Source organism: Streptomyces sp. NPDC127595, assembly GCF_042671685.1.
Taxonomy (GTDB): Bacteria; Actinomycetota; Actinomycetes; order Streptomycetales; family Streptomycetaceae; genus Streptomyces.
Map to the genome: position 1 here is coordinate 106117 of NZ_JBHXWK010000007.1, position 21449 is coordinate 127565.

Genomic DNA, 21449 nt, shown 5'->3' on the forward strand with positions numbered 1-21449 from the left:
GTCAGCTCTTCCAGGGACGGCACAGTCCCACGAAGCAGGCGGCGGCCACCAGTACCGCCGCCAGTTGGACGACGGCCATCGGGACGGCGGTGCGTTCCCCGGCGATGCCCACGAGCGGTGAGGCGATCGCGCCGATGAGGAAGGAGGTGGTGCCCAGGAGCGCGGAAGCGGAACCCGCCGCGCGCTTGACCCGCATCAGGGCCATCGCCTGAGCGTTGGGCATGGCCACGCCCATCGCGGACATCAGCACGAACAGCGCGGCGGCGACCGGAACGAGCCCGGTCTCGCCGAAGACGCCCGTGGACATCAGCAGCAGCGCGGTCGCGGCGAGCGTGACGACCGCCAGGCCGACAGCGAGAACCTTGTCGAGACTGACCCGGCCGACCAGGATTTTGCCGTTGATCTGGCCGACGATCACCAGGCCGACGGAGTTGACGCCGAAGAGCAGGCTGAAGGTCTGCGGAGAGGCGCCGTAGATCTCCTGGATCACGAAGGGCGAGGCGGAGATGTACGCGAACAGCGCGGCGAAGGTGAACCCGCCCGCGAGCATGTAGCCGGTGAAGACCCGGCCGGCCAGCAGCCCGCGCATCGAGCGCAGCGCCTCGGCCACGCCGCCGCCGTGCCGCTCGGCGGGCGCGAGGGTCTCGGGCAGCCGGAACCAGACGGCCGCCGTCAGCGCGATGCCGACCCCCGTGAGAACCACGAACACGCCCCGCCAGTCGGTGATCCGCAGGATCTGCCCGCCGATGAGCGGTGCGACGACCGGGGCGACGCCGGAGATCAGCATGAGCGTGGAGAAGAAGCGGGCCATCTCCACGCCGTCGTACAGATCGCGTACGACCGCCCGCGCGATGACGATTCCGGCCGCGCCCGCGAGGCCCTGGGCGAGGCGGAAGGTGACGAGGAGTTCGATGTTCGGGGCGGTGGCGCACATCGCGGTGGCCAGGATGTAGATGAGCAGGCCCACGAGCAGCGGCCTGCGCCGTCCCCACCTGTCGCTCATCAGGCCGACGACGAGTTGCCCGAGCGCCATGCCCGCGAGGCAGGCGGTGAGGGTGAGCTGCACGGTCGCGGCGGGGGCGTGCAGGGACCTGGTGACCTCCGGGAGCGAGGGGAGGTACATGTCCATCGCCAGCGGGGGTGTGGCGGTGAGCCCGCCGAGGATCAGGGTGACGAGGAGTCCGGTGCGGCGGAGGGCGGCGGTGCCGCGTACGCCGGGCAACGCGGCGACGGTCGTGTCCGGTATGTGCCCCTCCCGGCCGTCCCGTCCGGCCCGGCCCTCCTGCTCCCGCGCGGTACGGCCACGCTCGGCCATGCGCCCCTCCCTCTCCGAGTGAATCGCCACCTATGCTCTCAGTTCGAACAGAGTGTTCGGGGCCATGGAGGCCGCAGGGACCGCAGAGGTCACAGAGGTCACAGAGCGAGGGGCCGGAGATGGCAGTGGATCGCGTGCGGTGGGGGATTCTGGCGACGGGCGGGATCGCCGCGGCGTTCACCGCGGATCTGGTGGATCTGCCGGACGCCGAGGTGGTGGCCGTGGCCTCGCGGACGGACGCCTCGGCGAAGGCGTTCGCGGAACGGTTCGGGATCCCCAGGGCGTACGGCGACTGGGCCTCGCTCGCCGAGGACGCGGACGTGGATGTGGTGTACGTCGCCACTCCGCACTCGGCGCACCGGGCCGCGGCCGGGCTGTGTCTGGAGGCGGGGCGCCATGTGCTGTGTGAGAAGGCGTTCACGCTGAACTCGCGGGAGGCGGAGGAGCTGGTCGCGCTCGCGCGCCGGCACGACCGTTTCCTGATGGAGGCGATGTGGACGTACTGCAATCCGCTGATCCGGCGGCTCAAGGCGCTCGTCGAGGACGGTGCGGTCGGTGAAGTGCGCACGGTCCAGGCCGACTTCGGGATCTCTGGTCCCTTCCCGCCCTCGCATCGGCTGCGTGATCCGGCGCAGGGCGGTGGCGCGCTCCTCGATCTGGGGGTCTATCCGGTGTCGTTCGCGCAGTTGCTGCTCGGGGAGCCCTCGGACGTTGTCGCGAGAGCAGTGCTCTCCGACGAGGGCATTGATCTCCAGACCGGAGCGGTGCTCTCCTTCGAGAGCGGCGCTCTCGCAACGGTGCACTGCTCTCTCACCGGCGGCACTCCCACCGCTGCCTCGATCACCGGCTCCGAGGGCCGCATCGACGTCCCGGACGGTTTCTTCTTCGCGGACCGCTTCGTCCTGCACCGCGACGGCCGCGACCCCGAGGAGTTCACGGCCGACCCGGCACACGGCCCCCGCAACAGCCTCAAGCACGAGGCCGCCGAGGTCATGCGCGCCCTGCGGGCCGGCGAGACCGAGTCGCCGCTGGTCCCCCTCGACGGCACCCTCGCCGTGATGCGGACGCTCGACGCGATCCGTGACCGCATCGGCGTCCGCTACCCCTCGGAGGCGAGCTGATTCGGGGCCGAACCGGCCGGAGCCGAACGGCCGGAGCCGAACGGCCGGGGATCAGACCGGCAAGGGGGCCAGACCGGGTATCAGACCGGGACCGGGGATCAGGCGGGCTTGAGGCCCTGGTCCCCCACCTCCGTCACGAACGACGCCGCTGTCGTGATCGGAGCGCCCGGCGTCGTCACGGCCGACACCGTCTTGAAGTCCGCCCGCGCCGCCTCCCGCCCGAGTTCGACCGTCACATAGCCGCGCCGCCCGTTGTAGAACTTCATGTGCGGGTTGGCCCCGGTGTAGGTGTCCCAGGTGGCGGGCTTGTCGGCGCCGTCCCTGCCGCTGGAGACGGACGTGGCGACGATCTCCGTGCCGAGCGTCGCCGACGACGGGTCGTCGAAGTCGTCCTTGATGTCGTAGGCGTACGCCACGTGGACGTCGCCGGTGAGGACCATCAGGTTCTCGGTCCCGGCCGCCTTCGCCCCGTCCAGGACGCGCCGCCGCGAGGCGCGGTAGCCGTCCCAGGCGTCCATCGACAGCCTGGCGACCGGGGCGATGTCCAACTTCCGCTGGGCGAAGTTGACTTGCTGAGGGACGACGTTCCACAGCGCCCGTGAGCGGCGCCAGCCGTCGAGCAGCCACCGCTCCTGCGTCTCGCCGGTCATCGTGCGCGCCGGGTCGTCGATCTCGGGGCCGGGGAGGTCGAGTCCGTCGCCGTACGCCTGGTTGGAGCGGTACTGCCGGGTGTCGAGGATGTCGAACTGGGCGAGCCGGCCCCAGCCCAGCCGCCGGTAGAGCTGCATGTCGGGCCCGGCCGGCTGCTGCGGGCGGCGCAGCGGCTGGTTCTCCCAGTACGCGCGGTAGGCGGCGGCGCGGCGCAGCAGGAACTCCTCCGGCGGTACATCGTTCTCGGGGATGTCGTCGGCGTAGTTGTTCTCGGTCTCGTGGTCGTCCCAGGTGACGACGAAGGGGTGCGCGGCGTGTGCGGCGCGCAGGTCCGGGTCGGACTTGTAGAGGGCGTACCGCAGGCGGTAGTCCTCCAGGGTCAGGGTCTCGTGGTTGAAGAGGGCGGGGATGACCCGGTCGGTGTAGTCGCGGTAGCCGCCGACGGAGTTGACCGCGTACTCGTACAGGTAGTCGCCGAGGTGGAAGACCACGTCGACGTCGTCCTCGGCGAGGTGGCTGTACGCGGTGAAGTAGCCGTCCGTGTACGACTGGCAGGAGACGGCGGCGAAGGTGAGGGCCGACGCCTGGGCGTGGGTGGCGGGCGTCGTGCGCGTGCGGCCCGCCTCGCTGATCCAACCGCCGGTCCGGAAGCGGTAGTAGAAGACCCGGTCGGGGGCGAGGGGGCCGACCTCGACGTGCACGGTGTGGTCGAACTCGGGGTGTGCGGTGGCCGTGCCGCGTCTGACGATCCGGCGGAAGCGCTCGTCGTGGGCCAACTCCCATTGCACGGTGACGCGTTCGGCGGGCAGACCGCCGTCGGGCTGGTACGGGGCGGGCGCGAGCCGCGTCCACAGCAGTACGGAGCCGGGCAGTGGGTCGCCCGAGGCGACCCCGAGTGTGAAGGGGTCTTCGGTGATCTTCGACGCGTCGAGTTCGGCGGCGCTCGCCACTCCTACGGTCGGCAGGTTGACGGCGAACGCGACCGCGGCGGCCGCCGCGGTGCCGGTGAGGAAGCGTCGGCGGCCGATGTGGCGGGCGACGGCGCGGAGTTCGGGGGCGTGCTGAGACGGATGCTGGGCTGCGGGTGTCATCTGGCCCTCCCCTGACAGTGATGGTGTCTGCCATTGGAGTGGTCGCGATCAACGTCAGCTTGGCGCGTACACAACAGCAGGGTGGCGGACGCGTGAGTTCCGTATGACGGCCCCCGCGCGGGGTCTCCCGTACGCTGCGGGGCCATGAATGCCATGCAAACGAAGATCGCGGTGGTTACCGGGGCAGGATCCGGCATCGGCCGCGCGGTGGCGGTGGAACTGCTGCGCACAGGCTGGTCGGTGGCGCTCGCCGGGCGCCGGCCCCAGCTGCTGGACGAGACGGCCGCCCTCGCTCCCGAGGGACCCTCGATCGCCGTACGGACCGACGTCGCGCGCCCCGACGACGTCGAGGCCCTCTTCGCGGCCGTGCGCGACCGCTTCGGACGGCTCGACCTGCTCTTCAACAACGCCGGTACGTTCGGCCCCGGCGGCGTCCCGTTCGAGGAGCTGCCGTACGAGGCCTGGCGGCACGTCGTGGACACCAACCTCAACGGGGCGTTCCTGTGCGCGCAGGCGGCGTACCGGCAGATGAAGGGGCAGGACCCGCAGGGCGGCCGGATCATCAACAACGGCTCGATCTCCGCGCACACCCCGCGCCCGCTCTCGGCCGCCTACACCGCGACCAAGCACGCGCTGACCGGACTGACCAAGTCACTGTCCCTGGACGGGCGTCCGTACCGGATCGCGTGCGGTCAGATCGACATCGGCAACGCGGCGACCGACATGACCGAGCGCATGCGAACCGGAATCCTTCAGGCGAACGGGGAGACGGCGGTCGAGCCGGTGATGGACGTGGCCGATGTGGCACGCACCGTGCGGCACATGGCGGAGCTGCCGCTGGAGGCGAACGTGCAGTTCGCGACGGTGCTGGCGACGGCGATGCCGTACGTGGGGCGCGGCTGAGCGGGCCGCGCGCACCCGCTGCCGCCTCTCCAACTCCTCAACCTGCACAAACGGAAGGTGAACCTCCGGACCATAAAGGCCGGTGGCAGGCATATGCTCGACCTCTCCTCCATCAGAGCTTCACACTTGGAGCGCAGGACTTCGGTACGGCCACGGTGCACACCACGGTCCACACCGAGGGGGGAGGAGCAGCCGTCCGCGGCCGGGGTGGGGGCGGGCCTCGCGCGGGACCGCGGGGTATGCACCGGGCCGCGGACGGCTGCGACTGCACATACGCCGCTCAGCGGCGGCGGTCGCCACCCACACCGCACACGGTTGCTGCCGCATCCGCACCCGACACACACGCCGGTCGGCAGCGGCCGTTACCACCCCCGCACCCCACACACGCCACCCGCCGGCGGCAGCCGTCGCCACCCCCGCACCGCACCCATACCGGTCAGCGGCGCTGGTCGCCGCCTCGCACCTCATACCCGCCGCCCCTGCGGCAGCCGCCGCCACCCCGCGCCGCACACGGCAGCCGCCGCGAACACATCGGCCGACGGCAGCCGTCGCCACCCCTCACCCGCCCGTCGCCGCCCCCGCACCGCTCAACACCGGCGGTCGCCGCCCCCGCACCCCACCCACACCGCTCAACGCCGGTGGTTGCCGCCCCCGGAGCCCCGGCCGCGGTTGCGCAGGGCGAGTGTGCCGCCGGCGAGGAGCACCATCGCTCCCCCGGCCCCGCCCGCCATCTCCCACGACGACTTCTTCGCGGCGCTGGGGGCGGAGGCAGCTGCCGCCCGTTGTCCCGCGGGCGTCGCGCTCGCGCCACCCGTTCCGAGCGGCTCGACCAGCGTGCCCACAGGCTTGGCGTGCGCGCCCTCTCCGAACCCCCAGTCGAGCAGCGCGGCCGTCTCCTCGTAGACGCCACCGCCGCCGCTCTCCGGGTGCAGCACGGTGACGAGGAGGGTGCGCCCGTCGCGGGTCGCCGCGCCGGTGAAGGTGTTGCCGGCGTTGCTCGTGTAGCCGTTCTTGACGCCGATCAGGCCGTCGTACGCCGCCACGCCCTCCGCGCCCGTCAGCAGGCGGTCGGTGTTCTGGATCTGGAAGGTCTTCTTGCCGCCGGCCGGGAAGTCGGCGGTCTTCGTCACGCAGTAGGCGCGGAAGTCGGCGTCGGCGAGGCCGTGCCGGGCGAAGAGCGTCAGGTCGTACGCCGACGAGAGCTGGCCCTCGTGGTCGAAGCCGTCGGGGCTGACCACCGTGGTGTCGAGGGCCTGCAGTTCCTCGGCCTTGGCCTGCATCTGCGCGACCGTCTCGTCGATGCCGCCGTTCATGTGGCTGAGCACGTGCACGGCGTCGTTGCCCGAGCGCAGGAAGACGCCGAGCCACAACTCCTCGACGGTGTACGTGATTCCGGCCCGGACGCCGACGAGGCTGGAGCCGGCGGGTATCCCCGTCAGGTCGGCGGCGGTCACCGTGTGCTTCTCGGTCCGCTCGAACCTGTCCAGCACGGTGTCCGCGAACAGCATCTTCAGGGTGGACGCGGGCGCGAGGCGCCGGTGCGCGTCGTACGAGGCGAGCACCTCGCCGCTGTCGTGGTCCGCGACGAGCCAGGAGCGGGCGGTGAGCCCCTTGGGCAGACCCGAGGCGCCGCTCACCTGGACGCCGGCGCGGCCGAGCCGCTCACCGCCGATCGTGGTCGCCGCGGAAGCGGGGGCGGCCACGGCGAGCGGGACGGCGGCCGCGGCGAGGCGGAGGGCGGCACGACGGGAGAGCCGGGTGGAATCACGCATCCCGGGACAGTACAAAGGCAGTCTGTGACACCGCACAGCGGGGTGACAAAGGAAATCCACCGCGATCTCAAAGAGAACGCAAAGGCAGCAGACGGGAACGCGTCGACAGCGCGTGCGTGACTTGCCGAAAAAGGCGCGGACCCGCCCCGTACACCCATCCACCGTCCCACCGGGAGATACGTACCGGACGGGCCCGCCGTTCTTCACCAAGAACCCACTCAACAGGCACTACCTGGCAGTCACCCCTAGGGAACTTAGGAATCAGCTGTCTGATGAAACATTGATATCGGGCCTCACATTCTCAGCTCTCACACATCCTTTACTCAGCCCGACTCAAAGGTTCCTTCATAGCTTGTGGCCGCGCCCACCAGCGGGCGCCAAGAACCTTTGAGGAACGGGATGTTTGGCATCTATCTCAAGCGTGAGCTGAGCCGGCGCAAGAAAGCCGCCCTGGTCATCGCCCTGGGTCTGGCGCTCGGTATCGCGCTGGTCATCACCGTCAACTCGGTGTCGGCCGGCATGACGCAGGCCCAGGACAAGGTCCTGACCTCGTTGTACGGGCTCGGCACCGACATGACGGTCACCAAGGCCCAGGCAGCGCCCACGGACAGTGAGTCGGGCCGGCCCCGGTTCAATTTCGACGCGGGCTCCGACAGCAGCGAAACCCAGAGCTCGGACCGTGTGATGCCGCAGGGCGGGCAGGTCCTGAAGGCCTCGCTCGTCACCGACGTGGCCAAGCAGACGGGCGTGGCCGACGCGGTCGGCGCGCTCAGCCTGAACGTCACCAAGGTCGACGGCTCCTTCACCCAGGGCACCGCGGAGTCCGCGGCACCGGCACCCTCCGGCCAGGGTCAGGGCGGCGGCGGGGGCGGCGGCACCGGCCGTGTGCAGGGCGGCGGCGCCAACTTCGACGTCAACTCGTACTCCGTCGCGGGCGTCGACGTCAGCAACCAGGACCTCGGCCCGCTCGCCACGTCGAAGATCACCTCAGGCACGACCTTCACCTCGGCGCAGTCCAACTCCAAGGTCGCGGTGGTCAGCGCGTCGTACGCGAAGGAGAACGAGCTCACTACCGACAAGACGATCACGATCTCCGACACCAAGTACGACATCATCGGCATCGCGACTCCCGACAGCAGCGAGAGCACCACCGACGTCTACCTGCCGCTGAAGCAGGCGCAGACGCTCGGTGACTCGGCCGACGAGGTCACCACGATCTACGTCACGGCGACCGACTCCAAGCAGATCGACACGGTCAAGGCGGAGATCCAGAAGAACATCTCGGGTACGACGGTCACCACCTCCGCCGACCTGGCGGAGACGGTCTCGGGTTCGCTGTCCACCGCCTCCAACCTCGCGACCAGCGTGGGCAAGTGGCTGTCCATCGCGGTGCTCATCGCCGCGTTCCTGGTGGCGGCGCTGCTCACCTCCTCCGCCGTCTCGCGCCGGGTGCGTGAGTTCGGCACCCTCAAGGCGCTCGGCTGGCCGTCCCGCAAGGTCACCCGGCAGGTCGTCGGCGAGTCCATCGTGAACGGCCTGATCGGCGGCGCCCTCGGCATCGCCATCGGCGTCGGCGCGGCGTACGCCGTGACGGCGATCAGCCCGACGCTGACCGCGGAGCTCGGCTCCACGGCCGGCGCGGGTGGCGGCGGCGGTCGCATGGGAGGCGGCGGCCAGCAGGCGGCCTCCAACACCATGGAGATCGCGCTCTCCGCGCCGGTCTCGGTGACCACCATCGCGCTCGCGGCGGGCCTGGCCATCGCCGGCGGTCTGATCGCCGGTGCTATGGGCGGCTGGCGCGCCTCCCGGATGCGCCCGGCGGACGCGCTGCGCAGCGTTCAGTAACAGGCCCTCGGGCAACCGGCCTTAGGGGCCGGGCCCCCAGAGCTGGGGCGCCGCGTCCGTTCCCCCGGGTCGCGGCGCCCCGCCCCCCTTTCCTCACCTCACCTGGCTGCTTCATCTTCGGAGAACTCATGTACAAGCTCACTGGCGTCACCAAGCGCTACACGCGGGGCAAGGACACGGTGGAGGCGCTGCGTGGCATCGACCTCACCATCGAGGACGGCGACCAGCTCGTCATCCAGGGCCCCACGGGCGGCGGCAAGTCGACGCTGCTGCAGATGATCGGCGGCCTGGACCGCCCCTCCTCCGGCAGCGTCGAACTCGACGGCGTGGACCTCGCCTCCATCAGCGAGGCCAAGCTGACCCGGCTGCGCGCCGAGAAGATCGGCATCATCTTCCAGTCGTTCAACCTCATCCCGACGCTGACCGCGCAGGAGAACGTCGAGACGGCGCTCGTACCGCTCGGTGTGAAGCCCAAGGAGCGGCGCCAGCGGGCCGCCGAGGCGCTGTCCTCCGTCGGCCTGGGCGACCGGCTTACCCACGCGCCGTCGGAGCTGTCCGGCGGCCAGCAGCAGCGTGTCGCCATCGCGCGCGCCCTGGTCAAAAAGCCGAAGGTGCTCCTCGCCGACGAGCCGACCGGCAACCTCGACGAGGGCACCCGCGACGACATCATGGGCCTGCTCGACGGGCTGTGGCACGAGTACGGGCTGACCTTCATCATGGTCACCCACGACTCGTCCATCGCCCGCCGCGCACCGCGCCTCGCGACCATCAAGAAGGGGCAGATCTCGCTGAAGGAGCAGGGGCGCACGGCACGGCACGCCGCGGCTCCGGCTCCCCAGCAGTTCGCCCAGTAGCCGTTCGGCGGTTTCCTGGGGCTACTTGGGGCCGCTCACCGTCCGAGAATCCGGTCGACCTCGGTCAACTGCTCGGCGGTGAGCGGCCCTTGGGCGATCGCGCCCGCGTTCTCCTCGGCCTGCGCGACCGAGCGGAATCCAGGGATCGGGACGGTACGCGGACTGCGCGCCCAGATCCAGGCAAGGGCGCCCTGCGCGAGCGTACGGCCGTTGCTGGTGAGGATGTCCCTGAGGGCGTCGACCCTGGCGAGCCAGTCCGGGTCGGCGCCGCTGCTCTCCTTGAAGCCCGGCAGCCAGGCGGGCGGCGTACTGCGGATGTCCCCGGCTTCCAGAGCGCGCCCCGGCGCGTGCTTCCCGGTCAGCAGACCCATCGCGAGCGGGCTGCGGTTGATGCTCGCGAGGTCCGACTCCTCGCAGAGCGCCAGGAGTTCGGGGGCGTCCTGGAGGATGTTCAGACAGTGCTGTACGGCCGCACAGTGCTCGCCCGCCGCGAAGACGGCCGCCCGCTCAGGGTCGTCGGTGCTCCAGGCGTACGCGCGGATCAGCCCCTCGCTCACGAACTCCTCGCAGGTGTCGCGGAGTTGAGCGGCACGCTCCGGGTCGGCGTCGGAGATGTGCAGTTGGTAGAGGTCGATGTAGTCGGTGTCCAGGCGGCGCAGTGAGGCGGTCAGCGCGTGGCGGGCATACGCCGGGGAGTCGTCGCTCCCGAAGGCGATCCGGCGCTCCTCGTCGGTCACGTTGCCCCACTTGGTGGCGACGACCACGTCGGCACGGCGCTTGCCGAGAGCGCGCGCGAGAACCCGCTCGCTGTGCCCGGTGCCGTACGCGTCGGCCGTGTCGAAGAACGTCACGCCGAGGTCGAGGGCGCGCCGCACGGCCCGTACGGACTCCTCGTCGTCGACCTTGCCCCAGCCCAGCGGCTGCCCGTCGGCGCTCGCCCACTCGCCGCCGATGGCCCAGCAGCCGAAGCCGAGGGCGCTGACCTCGATGCCGCTGCGGCCCAGTGTCCTGTGGTGCTCGAAGGTCTCCATACGAGTGGACGCTAGGAGTTGGAGTGCACGCGAGGGCAAGACCCGGGCGGAGATTTTCCACCGCAGGTCGTGGCGGCGACGGGTCTTGGCGTTCAAGCCCCCGGCCGCGGGTGGTGACGGCCGGCTACACCTGGCCCGTCTCGAAGCGGGAGATCCTGCCGCCGTCGTCGACGGTGAAGCTCCACCTCGTCTTCATCTCGCCCCAGGTGTCGTTGCTGTAGCGGGCGATGAGGGAACGGCCGCCCTTGGACTCGTTGTCCACGTCCATGTGGCCGCGTGAGGAGAAGATCTCCCGGTCCGTCCAGTCGGCGAGGTCACGGTCGGAACCGTCGTCGGACATGGTGGCGCCCGGGGCGAGGACGGCCTGGAAGGCCTCGCGGTCGTGGGCGTTCACAGCGGTGACGAACGCCCGGACGGCCGGGTCGCTGAGTTTGGCTACCTGAATCGTCATGCGAGCCAGACTCACACCGCTGTCCGGGGGTCGCCACCCGAACGGCGGCGCGGGCGCGCCGGATGGGGGTCATCGGTGCGACGGTGGAGATCCCTCCGCCCCTCCACCCCGTCCGTTCCGGGAGTCAATGTGACCTGTTTCGACCGACGTGATCTGGGACTGCTGCTGCTCCGTCTGGGCACGGGCGGCGTGCTGGCCGCGCACGGGACGCAGAAGCTGTTCGGCTGGTTCGGCGGGGGCGGGCTCCGGAACACCGGGATGGCCATGGAGTCCATGGGCTACTCACCCGGGAGGACGAGTGCGACGGCGGCGGGCCTCGCCGAGGCGGGCGGCGGCGCACTGCTGGCGCTGGGCCTCGCTACACCCGCGGCCGGTGCGGCGGCGGCCGGCGCGATGGCGGGCGCGGCGGCGGTGCACGTGCCGAACGGGTTCTTCGCGCAGGCCGGCGGCTACGAGTACGCGGCGAGCCTGGGTCTGACAGCGGCGGGCCTCGCCGTGACGGGACCCGGCAGGCTCTCCCTCGACCATGCGCTGGGGCACACGGTGAACCGCGGCTGGATGGTGCCGGCCGCCCTGGGCGTGACGGCGGCGGTCACCGCGGTGGTCGTCGGCGCACGGAACCAGCGGGTACGGAAGGCTGCCGAGGGTGAGCAGGAGACCCTGTTCGACGAGTAGACGAACAGGTGTCCGGCCCCCGTCCCGGGAGTGGGAAGCTGCTCGCATGGCTGACCGCGCTGCTGAAGATGTTCAGGAAGTTCAGGATGTTCAGGAAGTTCAGGATCAGGACGACGTCGTCTGGGACTCGATCGACCGCCTGCACACCTGGCTGGACACCAACCAGGCGCTCGCCGGGCGGGAGTTGCTGCTTCTGCGGATGCTGAAACTCTCCGAGGAGGTCGGCGAGGTCGCACAGGCGGTGATCGGCGCGACCGGCCAGAACCCCCGCAAGGGCATGAGCCACACCTGGGACGACGTCCGGTCCGAACTCTGCGACGTCGTCATCACAGCCCTGGTGGCCCTGCGCACCCTGGCTCCGGACGCCCGCGAGGTCTTCACCACCCACCTGGCCGAGGTCACGGAACGCTCACTGGGACCGGCCGGAACCCCCTGACCCGCACAGCGGACCGTGCGGCACACTGAGCACCGTGCTGATCATCCTCGGCGGCCTCCCCGCCACCGGAAAGACCACTCTCGCCCGGCTCCTCGCCCACCGCACAGGCGCGGTCCACGTCCGCGTCGACACCATCGAACAGGCCCTGGTCCGCTCGGGGTTGACCACCCACCCGGTCGGCCCGGCGGGCTACGTCATCGGGTACGCCCTCGCCGAGGAGCACCTCCGCCAGGGGCACACCGTGATCGCCGAGTCGGTGAACCCGTTGCCGATCACCCGGGCCGCCTGGCGCGAGGCGGCCGACCGGGCCGGCGTACCCGCCGTCGAGGTGGAGGTGATCTGCTCGGACCCCGCCGAGCACCGCGAGCGGGCGACGACCCGCGTGGCGGACATCCCCGGTCTGCCGCTGCCGGACTGGGAGCGGATCTCGCGTATCGCCTACGAGCCGTGGGACGGCGGGCAGTTGAGCGTCGACACAGCGGGGCGGACGGCGGAGGAGTCCCTGGCGGACCTGCTCCGCGGTCTGCCGGGCGGCATCAGGGCTTGAGGTCGCCGGTCGCCGTCGTCCTCCGCGGTCTGCCGGGCGACATCAGAGCTTGAAGTCGCCAGCCGCCCTCCGCAGCCCGCCAGGCATCAGGGCTTGAACTCGCCCTCCGCGCTCACGGTCACCTGGAGGACGAGCGGCTCGGTGCGGTCGGCGAGGCCGGGGCAGAGCGCGTCGAGTGTGTCGCACAGGTCCGGGTAGGTGTCGATCCTGCGGACGGGGCAGCCGAAGGACTCGGCGAGGCCGGCCACGTCGACCTCCTCGAAGGGCGGCCACGGCGGCTTGCCGCCCTGCTGCTCCGCGAGCCGGTCCATCACCGCGTAGCGGCCGTTGGCGAGGACGACGAAGACGGCACCGACGCCGTAGTGGGCGGCGGTCCACAGGGACTGGACCTGGTAGAGCGAGGATCCGTCACCGATGACGGCGACGACGGGGCGGCGCGGCTGTCCCATGCGTACGCCGATCGCGGCGGGCATCGCGAAGCCGAGCCCGCCCATGGCGGCGCTGAGGAAGCCGAGCGGCCGCCGGGCGGGCAGCAGCGCGTGCAGGTCCGGGCGGGAGGAGGGCGTCTCCTCCACGATCACCGTGTCCGCGGGCAGCCGCTCCGCGAGTGCCGCCAGGACGTGGGAGGGGCTCAACGCCTCCCCATCGGCGGGGGGTCCGGGGTGCGGAGCACGCTGCACCGGCGCCTTCGTCGCGGGCCGGGGCGGGGTGCGGCGGGCGAGCCGGTCGCAGAAGTCCGGCAGCGCGGCGACCACCGCGAGTTCGGCGGGGGCGCGGTGCGCCTCGGCCGGGTCGTCGGTGACGACCACCACGCGGGCGCCGGTCAACTCTCCGGGTGCGTAGGGGTATTGGCGCAGGAACGGCGCGCCCACGCAGAGCAGCAGGTCGTACGGGTCGAGCGCGGCGCGCAGCCGGGGCCGGTCGGAGGGCAGGTGCCCGGCGAACAGGCGGTGGTCCTGCGGGAATCCGGCGCGCGCTCCGAAAGGCTCCTGCCACACCGGGCAGTCGAGCCGCTCGGCGAGGGAGGTGAGCGCGGTCCAGGTTCCCTCGTTGTCCGCGCCCGCTCCCACCACGAGGGCCGGTGCGGTGGCCCCGGCGAGCAGTGCGGCGACCTCGGCGACGACCGACACGTCCGCCGATGCCGCCCGGCGCAGTGCGGCAGGCGCGGGTATGGGCAGGTCCTCGGCGGGCTCCGCCCAGTCGTTCATGGGGACGAGGACCAGCGCGGGGCCCCTTCCCTCGCGGGCGGCGTGCACGGCCCGCGCGATCGCGCCGGGTACGTCCTGGGCGCGTACCGGTGACTCCACCCGGACCGGATAGTCCCCGGCCAGGCCCTCCAACCGCCCCGCGAGGAACGGCTCCTGGGCAAGGTGCCGGCGGTCCTGCTGGCCCACCAGGACCACGAGGGGCGCGCGGTTCACGCGGGCGGTGGCCAGCGCGCCCACCGCGTTGCCGAGGCCCGCCGTGGTGTGCAGCAGCACCAGTGCGGGCTGCTCGCGTGCCAGGGCCCAGCCGGTGGCCGCACCGACCACCGAGCCCTCGTGCAGGGCCAGTACGAACTCCAGGTCCTCGGGCAGATCGGCGAGCAGGGACACCTCCGTCGAGCCCGGGTTGGCGAACAGCGTGGTCAGGCCGTGCAGCCGCAGGACGTCGAAGGCGGCGTCGCGGACGGTGCGGACCACGACCGCGGACGCGCCCACCTCGGCGCTGCTGGTTCCCGGCGTGGCTGTCTCCAGTACTTGCGTCACGACAGCGTGCTCCTTCGGTTCGCGACCTGCCCGCCAAGACCCACGTTGGCGCGCAGCCAGGCGGTGAGGGCCTCGGTGAGCCCGAGATCGGATCCAGCGGTCTGGTCGTCCTTGCGGACGGAGATGATCCGCTCCACCACGCGCCGGTGGTACTCACGGACCGCGGCCGCGGCGACGGCGGGATCGCGGCCCGCGATGGCGTCCACGATGCTCAGGCGCTCCGCCTGGAGGGCACCCGCGATCCGCCCCCAGTCTCTGCCCTCGCCGCCGGCCAGCTTGACCGCGAGCCCGATCTGGACCTCAGTGATGAACCGGCACAGCGCGGCCAGCAGCGGGTTGTGGGAGATCTCGGAGAGGGTGACGAAGAACTGCTGGAGCGCGGCGGCGGACCGCTCGACGCCCTCGGCCGCCGCGCTCTCCTCGGCAGCGGCCCGTAGGCCGGCGATCTCCTCGTCGGAGGCCTGTTCGGCGGCGAGTTCGGCGGCGTACGCGTTGAGCGAGCCGAGCAGGCCGAACACCTCGCGGGCGCCGACCTTCTCGAACTGCACGACGGAGGCGATGGACATGGCGAGCAGGGTGTCGCCCTGCGCGTTGACCGTCGCGCGGCTGCCGTTGCGGGTGGTGACCATGCCCATCGCGGTGAGTACCCGGATGGCCTCACGGATGGTGGGCGCGCTGACGTCGTACGACGCTGCCAGTTCGCGTTCGGAGGGCAGCCGCGCGCCGTCCGGCAGGGCACCGCTGAGGATCTGCTCGCGGAGGTCCTCGACGATCTGGTCGGCGACCCGGCCGCGGTAGATCTTCGCGGGGGTATGGGGCACGGACATGACACTCCCAAGGGGTTCCTGGACCTCGCTCCCCGGACTGACGTGCCCCAGGGACTTCGATGGCCTATCCAACCAGTAAGTTAACCTACTAAGTAGGTTCTTTCAAGGCTTCCAAGGCCGGCAAAGGCCCGCAAGGCCGGGAGGGCCGCTCAACGCTCCGACTCACTGGGCCGGATGAGCAGTTGGCTCACCGCGGCGTGCGCGGGGCGCGTCACGACGTACTCGACGGCGTCGGCGACGTCCATGGCACTCAGCCGCTCGTAGGCGCCGATCTGGGAGGCGATCGCCTCCCTCGCCGCACGCGGGAACAAGTCGGTGATCACGGCGGAGGGTTCGAGGACCGAGACGCGGACCCGGCGGCCCGCCACCTCCTGACGCAGCGCCTCGCTGTACGCGTTGAGCCCGAACTTGGACGCGTTGTACACGCTCGTGCTCTTGTGGATGACGCGCCCCGCCACCGAGCTGACATTGACCAGGTCGGCGACCCGGCGGGGCTCACTCGCGGCTGCCTCGACCAGGTACGGCAGGGCGGCGTGCGCGCAGTACATGCTGCCGAGCAGATTCACCCCCACCACCCGGTCGAACTCCGCGGGCGAGGAGTCCATCAGCGGGCCCCGCTGGGGCACCCCGGCGTTGTTGACGAGGATGTCGAGCCGCCCCCACTCCTCCACGGCGCGCTCCACCGCCGCGCGGGCCTGCTCCGCGTCGGTCACGTCGGCCTCCACAGGCAGGGCTCGCCCGCCCGTGGCCGCCAGCTCCTCGGCCAGCGCCACGAGCCGGTCCTCGCGCCGGGCCACCAGCGCCACGGCCGAACCCCGCGCCGCGAGCACACGCGCCACGGCGGCACCTATCCCGCTGGAAGCACCGGTCACCACGGTGACGGTTCCGTTCAGATCCATGTCGGCCATCTCAGACTCCCTCGGCTCGTCGGCTTCGGTGAAAAGCTCACCACCTACCTTGACACAAACCTACCAAGAAGGTTTCGTGGATACCGCGACAACCGGATGACATCTGGATGAGTGCGCCGCGGTGGGACCCGTGGCAACGCTGCCCGGCCGGTCGCGAACAGTCATCAGGCCCTTCGCGAGAAGGCCGGCCGGACCGGGCCACCGGACGCGCCGGCCCCGCAGGGGCATGCACCCGAACCTACGGAGGACCGCGATGAAGATCGCACCGTTCGACGAGAACGCGTTCAAGATGGACCACCCCAGGGGGACGGTCTCGTTCAACTACCTGCTCATGGGCGACCGGAGCAAGCCCATGGAGAACTACCGCTACATCCTGGGCCGCCAGGAGGCCGACTTCCGTATGCCCCGGCACTGCCACACCTTCGAGCAGATCCGGCTGCCGCTGGTGGGCGACATGAACCTCGGTGAGCAGGGGATCCTGCGGGAGGGCGAGGTCGGCTACTTCCCCGAGGGCCAGACGTACGGCCCGCAGGACGACCCGCTGACCGATCCGAAGCAGCTCCAGCTCGTGCTGCAGTTCGGCGGCGCCTCCGCGCTCGGCATGAGCGCCGGCCGTGGCCGCGGCCCCGACAACAAGGAAGCGCAGGCCGAGCGGCGTCCACGGCGTGAGCACAAGTTCCCCAAGCCGCGTTACAACGGCGTGGTCATCAGCAACCCCGATCACCTCAACTGGCTGCCGGTGGCGGGCTGGCCGGGCGTCAAGCGCAAGCCGATCGGCACGTACACCGAGCGTGAGTTCTGGATCGAGTTCGTCAAGATCGAGGCCGGCGCCGAGTGGGTCTCCACCAGCGAGGACGCCCGCCGCCTGACGGTGATCCTGTCCGGCGCCGGCACCGCCGAGGACACCGAGGTCGGCAAGCTCGGCGCGGTGGAGGCCGACCCCGGGGAGAAGGTCCGCTACGCGGCCACCGAGGAACTGGTCGTGTTCACCGTCGGCCTCCCTCCGATCCAGCAGCCGGTCGAGCCCGACGACGACAAGTTCGTCACCGTCGTCACCGACGGCGGCATCAGCTTCGAGAACGCGAAGGACGCCGCCGGCGGCTGAGCCGGACGCGGGCGTGGGCGCGGGGCCGACGTGGACAGAGCGAGACGGCCCACGCCGACACCGGCCGACGCTCCTGCCCTGGCCCTTGCCGCGGGCCGAGACGTTTCGGCGACGGCAACGGACATGCACGCCGATCCGGGTGTACGCCGACACCGGCACAGCTCGCGCCGGGCCGACAGCGTCGGGACATGGCCGTACGCGTGGAGACGTGCCGTGCACGCGTACGGGCTGATCACCGCCGTACGCCCCCGCCCACAGGGCACGCCCGGCCGACACCTATGCCGTCCCGGCCCGCGACCCCGGGCCCACCGGCCGACGGCGCCCCGGACCGGTCGGCCCCCAGAACAGGCGGGACCCGGGGTGGCCCCCTCCCCGAGTCCCGCCGCCGGATCACCCCCGTCCCCACGGTCGACCGGACTCCGGCCGTCCGAGTCGCCCCGACCCCAGACAGATCACCCCGGTGGCGGCCCGCCCCGTAACCCGGAGCGACCCACCGACCCGCACCCACGGAGAGCCCCATGAAAATCGCCACCCGACGGACCCCCTTCGGCGACCGGCTCTGTTTCGCCGAAGTCATTCCGCACCACCTCATAGACATCCAGGCCGCGTTCGTGCGACGGCTGGAGAGCCTGGGCGTCCACCGGGACGACGCGGTGGCCCGCTCCCGCCTCGACGTACCCGGTGACCTGCCCTCGCTCCTCCAGGTGGATCCCGAACTCACCGCCGTCCGGGCGGCGTTCGACTGGGCCGTCGACAACGCCGACACCGGCGAGCTGCACGAGGACTGCCTCTGGTCCGACAAGCCGGAACGGCTCGGCCCGGCGGTCGGACGGCCGCGGACCATCTGGTGCATGCTCGCCAACTACCCCCGTTCGCCCGGCACTTCCGCACCGCCGCAGCCCCGGCGAGGTCTCCAGGGCCATCTCAAGCCCACCGGTGCCCTCGCGGGCCCGAACGACGCGCTCCGGTATCCGGCGATCGCCGAGAAGGTCGACCCGGAGATGGAGCTGGCGGCGGTCATCGGCCCGCGTTCACGGTTCCTCACACCGGACAACGCGCTGCGGGCGGTGGCCGGTTACGTCGCCTTCTGCGACACCGGCTCGCGGGACGTCTCCGATCTGGATAACAACCGCATGGACCGGGCCAAGGGCTTCGACACGTACGGGATCACCGGCCCCTGGTTCGTCACCGCCGACGAGATCCCCGACCCGCACCGGCTGCGCATCCGCTCCTGGGTCAACGGCGAACTCCGCCAGGACGGAACCACCGCCGACATGTTCCACACCCTCCCCGAGCAACTGGTCTGGCTCACCGAGGCACTCACCCTGGCGCCCGGCGACGTGCTGTCGACCGGAACACCCCTCGGCCACGGCGACGTACTGCCGGGCGACGTGGTCCGCGGCGAGGTCGAAGGACTCGGAGTCATCGAGAACAAGGTCGTCCTCGACGACTGAGTCACTGAGCCGCTGAGTCCTCAGAACCCACGCCCGCAGAGCCGCTGAGCCACCGGAGGCCAGTCATGTCCGCACCCCACCTGCAGATCGTCGTCGGCAGCACCCGCCCGGGCCGGCGCGGTCACGCCGTCGGCACCTGGTTCCACAACCTCGCGGTACGGCACGAGGGCTTCGGCGTCGAGTTCGTCGACCTCGCCGAGGTCGGCCTGCCGCTCCTCGACGAGCCACGTCCCCCACAGCGCGGCCAGTACGACCATGACCACACCCGGCGCTGGAGCGAGACCGTGCGCGCCGCCGACGCGTATGTGTTCGTCGTCCCCGAGTACAACCACAGCTACAACGCGGCGACCAAGAACGCCCTCGACTTCCTGGCGAAGGAGTGGGCCGGCAAGCCGGCCGCCTTCGTCGCCTACGGCGGTGTCTCGGGCGGCGCCAGAGCCGTCACCGCGCTGATCCCGGTCGTCTCCGCGCTGAAGATGGTGCCGCTCTCGCACTCCGTGCACATCCCGTCCATCCGGACGGCGGTGACCCCCGGCGGGACCTTCGAGTCCTCCGCCGGGCTGGACGCGGACGCGTCGGGGATGCTGGACGAGCTGCTCCGGCTGACCGCCGTGCTCTCCGCGCTGCGGCTCGCCGACCCGGTCGGGTGAGCGGGGGCCCGGTCGCGCAGTCCACCGGTGGCGAGCCGGACGGGCGGCGCGGCCCCCGGATCGTCATCAGCCAGAAGGTGGCCGTAGGCGTCGTCTACGTGGCCGGGCTCTTCCTGAGCACGCTGGACATGACCATCGTCAACGTCGCGCTGCCGTCGATCGGCCGTGCCTTCTCGGTGCCGTCCACCGGCGTCGACACGGTCTCGATCTCCTACCTGGTGAGCCTCGCCGTCTTCGTCCCGGCCTCCGGCTGGCTCGGCGACCGCTTCGGCGGCAAGCGCACCCTGCTGACCGCCGTCGCCGTCTTCACCGCCGGCTCCGCGCTGTGCGGGATGGCGACGAGCCTGGGTGAGCTGGTCGCGTTCCGGATCCTCCAGGGCGCCGGCGGCGGCATGCTCGCCTCGGTCGGCATGGCGATGCTGCTGCGCGCCTTCGCCCCCGGGGAACGGGTGCGGGCCTCGGCGATCCTGAGCATCGCCAACGGCCTCGCCCCCACCCTCGGCCCGGTGATCGGCGGTCTGCTGGTCACCTCGGTGTCCTGGCGGGCGATCTTCTACGTCAATGTGCCGGTCGGCGTCCTCGCGACCGTGTTCGGCCTGCTGTACCTGCGCAACGAGCCCGCACGGCCCGCGGAACGCTTCGACCTCGCCGGGTTCCTGCTCGCGGCGGCCGGCCTCGGCCTGCTGATGTACGGCGTCTCGGAGGGACCCGAGCGGGGCTGGACCACGGCCCCCATCGCCGCCTGTCTGGCCTGCGGCACCGTCCTGGTCGCCTCGATGATCGTCGTCGAGCTCCGCAAGGAGTTCCCGATGATGGACGTACGCCTGCTGACGAACCGTCTGTTCGCCTCCGGTACCGCGGTCATGACCGTGCAGTCGGTGGCCTTCCTCGGCACCCTTTTCACCCTCACGCTCTATCTGCAGGACGAGCGGGGCATGAGTCCGCTGGCCGCGGGACTGACCATCTTCTCCGAGGCCATGGGCGTGGTCATCGGCTCGCAGCTCGCCAGTCGGCTCCTCTACCGCAAGCTCGGCCCCCGCCGGCATCTGATGCTCGGCTCGGCGGGAACGAGTGCGGCCATCGCGCTGATGGCCCTGTGGCACGAGGACACCGGCCTGTGGTGGGTCAGGCTGCTGCTCTTCTGCATGGGGCTCGCCGTCGGCCAGGTGTTCGTGGGCACCCAGTCCGCGTCCTTCGCCACGGTCACCTCGTCCTCCTCCGGCCGGGCCTCGACCCTCTTCAACGTCGGCCGCAGGCTCGGCGGCGCGACCGGCGTCGCGGTGGTCACCACCGTCCTCGTGTCGGCCACGGGCGGCGCTTCCGGTGCCGGGAGCGCCCCGGACATGTCCGGTTACCGGGCCGCCTTCCTCACCGCCGCGGCATTCAACCTGCTCGGCCTGTACGCGGCCACGCGGATCAGCGACGCCGACGCGGCGAGCACGATCCCCGCTCCCCGCACCGGCCGACGCACCCCCCTGCTCCGCCGCAGAAGGAGACCCCTGCCCTCACCCGACCCATTGACCCCACTCCGGAAAACGCATAACACCCTGAACAGCAAGAAAGCAGAGGAGCCACAGACATGACCGGTCTGAGCCTGACCCAGGCATCCGAGATCGTCGACGCCGCGCTGAGCCACGCACGCGAGCTGGGACTGCGACCTTTGACGATCACCGTGCTCGACCCGGGCGGCCACCCCCAGGTGGTCAAGCGGGAGGACGGCGCGGGCATCCTGCGCCCGCAGATCGCGCACGCCAAGGCATGGGGCTGCCTGGGCACCGGCTCGGGCGGTGCGGCCGGGGCGCGGCACGCGACGCGTGACCCCGCCTTCTTCGCCGCCCTGGCCGCCATCTCCGAGGGCCGCGTGGCCTCCTCCCGGGGCGGTGTGCTCGTCCGCGACAAGGACGGCGAGCTGCTCGGTTCGGTGGGCGTCAGCGGAGAGCGGCCCGAGAACGACGAGATCGTCGCCGTCTTCGGGGTGGAGAACGCGGGTCTGGTGGCCGACGTGGGCTGACCCGGTCCGGACGGCCGTGGCCCGCTTCCGGGACGGAGCGGGCCACGGCATCAC

The 21449-nt window shown here is 71.4% G+C and carries 20 protein-coding genes; 12 read left to right on the forward strand and 8 right to left on the reverse strand.

Annotated features, from left to right (window positions below):
- Position 1: 1 nt before the first annotated feature.
- A complete protein-coding gene (locus ACFVKT_RS23170; protein ID WP_385734402.1) occupies positions 2 to 1315 on the reverse strand; it encodes a multidrug effflux MFS transporter in 1314 nt (437 codons plus the stop codon).
- A 119-nt stretch (positions 1316 to 1434) separates the two neighbouring features.
- Here ACFVKT_RS23170 and ACFVKT_RS23175 point away from each other — a divergent pair, with 119 nt between their 5' ends.
- The gene (locus tag ACFVKT_RS23175; protein WP_385734404.1) at positions 1435 to 2436 is read left to right on the forward strand and encodes a Gfo/Idh/MocA family protein; all 1002 of its coding nucleotides are present in this window, start codon (positions 1435 to 1437) and stop codon (positions 2434 to 2436) included.
- Between the two features lie 98 nt (positions 2437 to 2534).
- On the opposite strand, the gene ACFVKT_RS23180 is transcribed toward ACFVKT_RS23175, so the two are convergent.
- Positions 2535 to 4178: an alkaline phosphatase D family protein gene (locus ACFVKT_RS23180; RefSeq protein WP_385734406.1), complete on the reverse strand. Its 1644-nt coding sequence runs from the start codon at positions 4176 to 4178 to the stop codon at positions 2535 to 2537.
- Between the two features lie 144 nt (positions 4179 to 4322).
- Here ACFVKT_RS23180 and ACFVKT_RS23185 point away from each other — a divergent pair, with 144 nt between their 5' ends.
- On the forward strand, positions 4323 to 5081 hold the full coding sequence (locus ACFVKT_RS23185; protein ID WP_385734408.1) for an SDR family oxidoreductase: 759 nt from the start codon (positions 4323 to 4325) through the stop codon (positions 5079 to 5081).
- Positions 5082 to 5710: 629 nt separating this feature from the next.
- On the opposite strand, the gene ACFVKT_RS23190 is transcribed toward ACFVKT_RS23185, so the two are convergent.
- Positions 5711 to 6853 (reverse strand): D-alanyl-D-alanine carboxypeptidase family protein, encoded by a 1143-nt coding sequence (locus tag ACFVKT_RS23190; RefSeq protein WP_385734410.1) that lies wholly within the window; start codon positions 6851 to 6853, stop codon positions 5711 to 5713.
- Positions 6854 to 7252: 399 nt separating this feature from the next.
- Between ACFVKT_RS23190 and ACFVKT_RS23195 the strand changes: the two genes are divergently transcribed.
- Both ACFVKT_RS23195 and ACFVKT_RS23200 read left to right on the forward strand, forming a co-directional pair.
- On the forward strand, positions 7253 to 8698 hold the full coding sequence (locus tag ACFVKT_RS23195; protein ID WP_385734412.1) for an ABC transporter permease: 1446 nt from the start codon (positions 7253 to 7255) through the stop codon (positions 8696 to 8698).
- A gap of 128 nt (positions 8699 to 8826) precedes the next feature.
- Positions 8827 to 9552: an ABC transporter ATP-binding protein gene (locus ACFVKT_RS23200; RefSeq protein ID WP_385734414.1), complete on the forward strand. Its 726-nt coding sequence runs from the start codon at positions 8827 to 8829 to the stop codon at positions 9550 to 9552.
- Between the two features lie 35 nt (positions 9553 to 9587).
- Here ACFVKT_RS23200 and ACFVKT_RS23205 read toward each other — a convergent pair whose 3' ends face one another.
- Complete coding sequence (locus ACFVKT_RS23205) at positions 9588 to 10583, reverse strand: aldo/keto reductase (protein ID WP_385734416.1); 996 nt, start codon at positions 10581 to 10583, stop codon at positions 9588 to 9590.
- A 124-nt stretch (positions 10584 to 10707) separates the two neighbouring features.
- Entirely contained in the window at positions 10708 to 11034 is a 327-nt protein-coding gene (locus ACFVKT_RS23210; RefSeq protein ID WP_385734418.1) for a nuclear transport factor 2 family protein, read from the reverse strand.
- A gap of 129 nt (positions 11035 to 11163) precedes the next feature.
- Between ACFVKT_RS23210 and ACFVKT_RS23215 the strand changes: the two genes are divergently transcribed.
- The 3 genes from ACFVKT_RS23215 to ACFVKT_RS23225 are packed head-to-tail and all read left to right on the forward strand — an operon-like array spanning position 11164 to position 12692.
- Entirely contained in the window at positions 11164 to 11709 is a 546-nt protein-coding gene (locus ACFVKT_RS23215) for a DoxX family protein (RefSeq protein ID WP_385734419.1), read from the forward strand.
- Between the two features lie 46 nt (positions 11710 to 11755).
- Positions 11756 to 12145 (forward strand): MazG-like family protein, encoded by a 390-nt coding sequence (locus tag ACFVKT_RS23220; protein WP_385734421.1) that lies wholly within the window; start codon positions 11756 to 11758, stop codon positions 12143 to 12145.
- 34 nt (positions 12146 to 12179) lie between these two features.
- Entirely contained in the window at positions 12180 to 12692 is a 513-nt protein-coding gene (locus ACFVKT_RS23225; RefSeq protein WP_385734423.1) for an AAA family ATPase, read from the forward strand.
- Positions 12693 to 12778: 86 nt separating this feature from the next.
- Here ACFVKT_RS23225 and ACFVKT_RS23230 read toward each other — a convergent pair whose 3' ends face one another.
- From ACFVKT_RS23230 to ACFVKT_RS23240, 3 genes are all read right to left on the reverse strand, one after another.
- The gene (locus ACFVKT_RS23230; RefSeq protein WP_385734425.1) at positions 12779 to 14440 is read right to left on the reverse strand and encodes a thiamine pyrophosphate-dependent enzyme; all 1662 of its coding nucleotides are present in this window, start codon (positions 14438 to 14440) and stop codon (positions 12779 to 12781) included.
- On the reverse strand, positions 14437 to 15267 hold the full coding sequence (locus tag ACFVKT_RS23235) for a FadR/GntR family transcriptional regulator (protein ID WP_385734427.1): 831 nt from the start codon (positions 15265 to 15267) through the stop codon (positions 14437 to 14439). The genes ACFVKT_RS23230 and ACFVKT_RS23235 overlap by 4 nt, the downstream gene beginning before the upstream one ends.
- 149 nt (positions 15268 to 15416) lie before the next feature.
- On the reverse strand, positions 15417 to 16175 hold the full coding sequence (locus tag ACFVKT_RS23240; protein WP_385734429.1) for an SDR family NAD(P)-dependent oxidoreductase: 759 nt from the start codon (positions 16173 to 16175) through the stop codon (positions 15417 to 15419).
- A gap of 253 nt (positions 16176 to 16428) precedes the next feature.
- On the opposite strand from ACFVKT_RS23240, the gene ACFVKT_RS23245 reads away from it, so the two are divergent.
- The 5 genes from ACFVKT_RS23245 (at position 16429) to ACFVKT_RS23265 (ending at position 21395) form a co-directional block, all read left to right on the forward strand.
- A complete protein-coding gene (locus ACFVKT_RS23245) occupies positions 16429 to 17280 on the forward strand; it encodes a hypothetical protein (RefSeq protein WP_385734431.1) in 852 nt (283 codons plus the stop codon).
- A gap of 518 nt (positions 17281 to 17798) precedes the next feature.
- Positions 17799 to 18734, forward strand: a complete 936-nt coding sequence (locus ACFVKT_RS23250) for a fumarylacetoacetate hydrolase family protein (protein WP_385734433.1) — start codon at positions 17799 to 17801, stop codon at positions 18732 to 18734.
- A 65-nt stretch (positions 18735 to 18799) separates the two neighbouring features.
- Positions 18800 to 19384 (forward strand): NADPH-dependent FMN reductase, encoded by a 585-nt coding sequence (locus ACFVKT_RS23255; protein WP_385734435.1) that lies wholly within the window; start codon positions 18800 to 18802, stop codon positions 19382 to 19384.
- On the forward strand, positions 19381 to 20967 hold the full coding sequence (locus ACFVKT_RS23260) for an MDR family MFS transporter (protein WP_385734437.1): 1587 nt from the start codon (positions 19381 to 19383) through the stop codon (positions 20965 to 20967). Before ACFVKT_RS23255 ends, ACFVKT_RS23260 begins: the two co-directional genes overlap by 4 nt.
- Positions 20964 to 21395: a heme-binding protein gene (locus tag ACFVKT_RS23265; RefSeq protein WP_385734439.1), complete on the forward strand. Its 432-nt coding sequence runs from the start codon at positions 20964 to 20966 to the stop codon at positions 21393 to 21395. Before ACFVKT_RS23260 ends, ACFVKT_RS23265 begins: the two co-directional genes overlap by 4 nt.
- Positions 21396 to 21449: the final 54 nt, after the last annotated feature.

Coding starts and splice junctions, on each gene's coding strand:
- ACFVKT_RS23220 (WP_385734421.1), top strand. CDS start 11,756: ATGGCTGACCGCGCTGCTGAAGATGTTCAGGAAGTTCAGGATGTTCAG.
- ACFVKT_RS23210 (WP_385734418.1), bottom strand. CDS start 11,034: ATGACGATTCAGGTAGCCAAACTCAGCGACCCGGCCGTCCGGGCGTTC.
- ACFVKT_RS23240 (WP_385734429.1), bottom strand. CDS start 16,175: ATGGCCGACATGGATCTGAACGGAACCGTCACCGTGGTGACCGGTGCT.
- ACFVKT_RS23255 (WP_385734435.1), top strand. CDS start 18,800: ATGTCCGCACCCCACCTGCAGATCGTCGTCGGCAGCACCCGCCCGGGC.
- ACFVKT_RS23180 (WP_385734406.1), bottom strand. CDS start 4,178: ATGACACCCGCAGCCCAGCATCCGTCTCAGCACGCCCCCGAACTCCGC.
- ACFVKT_RS23245 (WP_385734431.1), top strand. CDS start 16,429: ATGAAGATCGCACCGTTCGACGAGAACGCGTTCAAGATGGACCACCCC.
- ACFVKT_RS23170 (WP_385734402.1), bottom strand. CDS start 1,315: ATGGCCGAGCGTGGCCGTACCGCGCGGGAGCAGGAGGGCCGGGCCGGA.
- ACFVKT_RS23265 (WP_385734439.1), top strand. CDS start 20,964: ATGACCGGTCTGAGCCTGACCCAGGCATCCGAGATCGTCGACGCCGCG.
- ACFVKT_RS23200 (WP_385734414.1), top strand. CDS start 8,827: ATGTACAAGCTCACTGGCGTCACCAAGCGCTACACGCGGGGCAAGGAC.
- ACFVKT_RS23185 (WP_385734408.1), top strand. CDS start 4,323: ATGAATGCCATGCAAACGAAGATCGCGGTGGTTACCGGGGCAGGATCC.
- ACFVKT_RS23175 (WP_385734404.1), top strand. CDS start 1,435: ATGGCAGTGGATCGCGTGCGGTGGGGGATTCTGGCGACGGGCGGGATC.
- ACFVKT_RS23205 (WP_385734416.1), bottom strand. CDS start 10,583: ATGGAGACCTTCGAGCACCACAGGACACTGGGCCGCAGCGGCATCGAG.
- ACFVKT_RS23235 (WP_385734427.1), bottom strand. CDS start 15,267: ATGTCCGTGCCCCATACCCCCGCGAAGATCTACCGCGGCCGGGTCGCC.
- ACFVKT_RS23190 (WP_385734410.1), bottom strand. CDS start 6,853: ATGCGTGATTCCACCCGGCTCTCCCGTCGTGCCGCCCTCCGCCTCGCC.
- ACFVKT_RS23250 (WP_385734433.1), top strand. CDS start 17,799: ATGAAAATCGCCACCCGACGGACCCCCTTCGGCGACCGGCTCTGTTTC.
- ACFVKT_RS23195 (WP_385734412.1), top strand. CDS start 7,253: ATGTTTGGCATCTATCTCAAGCGTGAGCTGAGCCGGCGCAAGAAAGCC.